Here is a 4,728-nt window from a genome sequence, read left to right as displayed (position 1 = left end):
CATGAGTCTCCTCACCTGCTCGTCTGTGGTAATCACCGGCCCTCCTTGCACTTAAAGGCCGTCAGATTACCAACTTCCGAGCTTCGGGACCCGGTCAATGTAATTGTCGTTGCCGGTCAATGTAATTGTCGCTGATCAGTCCAAAGCGATCGCTTCGGATTCGTTGTGGCGGATGGAAGGCACGGTGTCTGAGGCGGGACCTCGCGGGATCATGAGCCGGCCCTACCAGGGTGGGTTATAGTTCGCAGGCATCGCAAAGCCCGCGATGCCCGCGGCACCCCGATTTACGTTACTCCAACAAAAAAGCCCAGCTCCGAATGGGGGAGACTGAGCTCTTGAATTTGGTTGCGGGGGCCAGATTTGAACTGGCGACCTTCGGGTTATGAGCCAGATGAAATACTAGCCCGTCTTTGCTTCTCAACGACTTACGTATATATCGAGTAGACGACCAATTCTGCGGCCACATACGCTTTTCAAGTAGCAAACGCCTAGGCTAAAGTTTCGCGGTTGACTAGCATCGACGCCGCATCTTCCGATGTTGAGAGCCTCTAGCCTTTCGTAAACGGACACTTTCTTCTCCTTGGCAGTCGGTTACGTTTCTAGCCTCGCAGTTTTAGCTTTCATGTAAGGCAATGATTGGATCCACCGTCGTCGCGCGACGAGCGGGAATGTAAGTCGCCAGAAAGGCGACAACCAGCAAAATCAGCGGGACTGTGACGAAGACGATCAGATCAATCGGATGAACACCGTACAGTAGAGTTGCAATCAGCGGCGCTACGGCTGAAGCAAGCACCAGTCCAATTGCAATCCCAGCGCCCGCGAGCAATAGCCCTTTCCCGAGAATGAGTTTGAGGATATCTGACCGCTGGGCTCCCAGGGCTACTCTTATTCCAATCTCGCGGGACCTCTGCCCAACCATGTAAGCCAGCAATCCATAGATGCCAATAGAGGACAAAAGCATGGCGACGGCCGCGAACACTCCAACCAATTCCGCCGAGAATCGGCGCGGCGCTATTGAAGCATCCATCAAATCGTTCATCGAGCGCACGTTGAATACCGGCAATGCGGGATCCAATGTCTGTATCTCTTTCCGAATTTGTGATTCGAGGAGTGATGCGGGCAGAGGCGTCCTCCCCACCACGCTCACGGCCCGCGAGCGTAGTGGCGATTGTTGATAGATTGGTCTGAAAATGTGGGGGACACCATCTGTATCGAGTCCGTCTTGCTTCATATCCTTGACGATTCCGACCACGACCACGACCACGGTTACCCCAGGAAGCCTGGGATTTACCCCCATCCGGAAGCGCCTGCCGACTGGATCAATGCCCGACCAATAGCGCCGCGCCGTCGTCTCATCAATGATGGCTACCTCCTGCTTTCCGCTTTCATCGCTTTCAAGGAAAAACCGCCCACGAATCAATGGGGATTGCATTAGCATGAAATAATCGGGACTCACCCGAACTACTTCCGCTGTTAACCCCTGCGATGAATCGGCCGCGCGGTCCTCAATCACCAGTGCGGCGGTTGTTGCTGGACGCGCGCCTGGCAAATCCGAGGTCATGGCGGCCCGATCGATTCCTGGAATCGTGGCCACACGCCGAATGACGTCTCGGAAAAAAGATGTCCTTTTTGAGAAGTCTCCATACAACACATCCGTCTTGGGATCGTTCGGGTTCGGTAGGTAGAAGCTTGCAGTGACTAGCCTCGAAGGATCGAAGCCCGGATTTTCCTGAATCAATCCCCAGAAAGTCCGCAGGAGCAAGCCGGCTCCAACCATCAACACAACAGCAAGCGCCAGTTCAGACACAATCAGCACACTCCTCAACCGGAATGTCTTAGCGCTGTAACCGGAGCCTTGAGCACCTTCCCGAATGGCGGCAGTCATATCGGCTTTCATTGCCTGGAAAGCTGGAGCGAGCCCAAAGATGATTCCGGTGAAGATGGAAATCAGAAGAGCAAAAAGCAGCACCGTCCGGTCGACACCCACCTCGGCAAGCCGGGGAACTGAAGCGGGAACAAAGCGAAGGATAAAACTCAAGGTCAATTTCGCTGCGAGCACGCCTGCCACACCCGCGATCAAGGAAAGCACCAGCGACTCCGTCAGCATCTGGCGCACCATGCGGGTACGGCCAGCCCCAAGCGCCATCCGAAGTGCCATCTCTCTCTGTCTTCCTGAAGCGCGAGCCAGTAGAAGGTTTGCGATATTCACGGATGCGATTAGCACGACTAAGACTACTGCGGCCATTAATACCAGCAGCTGGGGACGCACAGAGCCTACGAGTGCGTCCTGCAAAGGTTGGATATCGATGGACCATTTAGCCTCAGGAGGATAATCGTTCGGAAAATCACTTCGCAGTTCGCTGGCCATTGCCGTCAGTCTCGCCTGAGCCTGCGTTACATCGATGCCAGGTTTCAGCCGTCCGATTGCCTCGCGCGCCACCTTCACGTTTCGCGCGGGTTTCGGATAAGGATCACCGCTGAACCCGCACGTGACCCACACTTCCACATCCTTCCCACCCGTCTTTCCGGGGTGGCGAAATCCAGCAGGAACTACTCCCACAATCGTGTACGGATCGTTGTCCATCCTCAGACGCTTACCGAGAATATTCGGGTCGCCGCCGTAAGAGCGGCGCCACAAGCCATCGCTAATCACAGTTGCTTCCGCAAAACCAAGCGCAAAATCCTGCGGACCAAATAACCGCCCGATTTCTGGTGTTGTGCCGAGCATGGAAAAATAGTTGGGGCTCACCTCGAGCATTTCAAGGTGTTCCGGTTGTTTGGCGCCGGTCAAGTTGGTAGGCCCAGAGAGGACAACGCTTACTTCCTCGAAGACACCCGCTTTTGACTTCAGATCTTCCAACTCCGGGACAGAGAAGGGGATGTCACGCAAACCTATTCCAGGATTGTTGAAAGTGATCTTCACCAAACGACCGGGGTCGTAGTACGGCAAGGAACGCAATAGCACCGCGTTTACGATGCTGAAAATCGATGTGTTCGCCCCAATTCCCAATGCCAGCGTGAGAATGATTATGAGAGTGAAGCCGGGACTCTTCCGCAAGATGCGGAAGGCGTACCGGATATCACTGAATAACATTTCCATGATTTCCCCCAATGAATCAAGTTCTCAGATTGGTCACTTCGTCCGGATCTCCGTTTCGACGTTTACAGCTTTACAAATGGGAGCATCGCTCTTACTTGTTGGCGGTCGGCGGCAACACACCGTTCAGGCGCAGATACATTGCGGCTTCGGCGTAGTGGTCGGCCCAACTACCGGCTAGGATCAGGCTCAACCAGGCGCGCGTAACTTGTTTTCCGCCGAATCCTTCCGTGGTCTCCGCTGGTTTCGAATCGTCCATATTCGCCAGCGCGCCGGAACAGAAATCGAAGGAGGCCTTGAGCGCGACGATGAGCTTGTCTTTCGAGTCCGTGTCTTTCGCCTCCTCGACCTTGGGAGCAGGGACGGCGGCCGCCTTGCCGCACAGCAGATTATTCGTTTCGGCCATGTGGACAACGAGACGGCCGAAGGTCATCTGGTCGGCGCTGGGCTTGTAACTGAATTTTTCGGCGGGCATGGCTTCGACGGCTGCGACGGTGTTTTTCTGCCGGCCGGGCAGAATGTCTCTCAGGGCGGTACTTACCGGGTTCTTTGATTGCGCGCACGTTGTTTGTGCAATCGCTGACGCGGCGAGGAACAGCAAGGCAGGGATCACGAAAGTTCTCTTCATTTTGTCCTCATTTCCGTTTGGATTTCGGCTTGCATTTTCAAAGGGAATGCTTTGCTATTGTTATGTCAGACTTGGGGGTATATAGCCTTCGGCAAGAATCAGATTACCGCCGACAACAGCAATTGCTAGCTGAATCGGGACCGGCGGAGGACATCATTTGGAAACTCCGTTACCAGTTTGCGATCGGCGGAATCTCCTCCTCCCACAGTTGCTGGCCCAGTTGCTCGGACCATAGGAGGGTCCACTGGTTGTCGTTCAATTTTCCCCAGCCATCCCGTACAACCCCCATGACGTAGATCTTGCTCGTTTTGCCACTGTTGTCCTTAATCTCGCCCTCTAGTTTCTCAAGTACGAGTGCCGCCCAGTCGTTGCCTCTGGGTTCGACCGTGAGCACGGTGGCGTGAAATCGTGTTAAGGTATACGGGCGGGAGGAGATTGCATCGATAAACTCCTGCCGTGTTAGTTTTCGGTCGGGAGTTTGGACGTATAAATCCGGAGCCAGCATCCTCTCAATTGTGTTCTTGTCCATCGCCACACGCGCTTGAATCGCTTTTCGCGCTTCTGCCGAATTGACGGCAGGAGCACTTTGCGCCCAGGCTGCAGCCGTTACGATTACCGCCAGTAACGTGGAGACCGGAATGCGCCCCCTCAGATTCATGTACGGAAAGCTAGAGCGTATTGAAGTTGCCAATCTCGATTTCATTCGCTTCTTTCCTCTTGTAGGCCCGGTCGGCCACAGCGTCATCCCAGGCCAATACGTTCTTGGCGATGCCACATCGTGCAGAGACTGTTGAGGCAGATCCTTCCCTCTGGCGGACGGCGCAGAAATCACCATCCGCTTTCCCTTCTTCAGCGGTCCGGCGGAATCACCAGGCATAAGCTCGCCTTGTTCTCTGGAGCGCTGTTGGCTGTCAGCTGTGACTATGGATAGATCGTCCAGGCAACGGACAAGATCTTCCACTGCCCATCAATTTTGCACACCTGCCAGACTTCGAGGCCTGAA

3 protein-coding genes are annotated in these 4,728 nt (G+C 54.7%); all 3 read right to left on the bottom strand.

The window, feature by feature from the left end:
* Positions 1 to 613 precede the first annotated feature (613 nt).
* A complete protein-coding gene (locus tag LAO21_23135; GenBank protein ID MBZ5555611.1) occupies positions 614 to 3,100 on the bottom strand; it encodes an ABC transporter permease in 2,487 nt (828 codons plus the stop codon).
* 91 nt (positions 3,101 to 3,191) lie between these two features.
* Positions 3,192 to 3,725: a DinB family protein gene (locus LAO21_23130; GenBank protein ID MBZ5555610.1), complete on the bottom strand. Its 534-nt coding sequence runs from the start codon at positions 3,723 to 3,725 to the stop codon at positions 3,192 to 3,194.
* 169 nt (positions 3,726 to 3,894) lie between these two features.
* Positions 3,895 to 4,383 carry a hypothetical protein gene (locus LAO21_23125; GenBank protein ID MBZ5555609.1) on the bottom strand — a complete coding sequence of 163 codons (489 nt, stop codon included), beginning with the start codon at positions 4,381 to 4,383 and terminating at the stop codon, positions 3,895 to 3,897.
* Positions 4,384 to 4,728: the final 345 nt, after the last annotated feature.

Source organism: Terriglobia bacterium, assembly GCA_020073085.1.
Classification (GTDB): domain Bacteria; phylum Acidobacteriota; class Terriglobia; order JAIQFV01; family JAIQFV01; genus JAIQFV01.
This window is presented reverse-complemented; position numbering and strand designations above follow the sequence as displayed.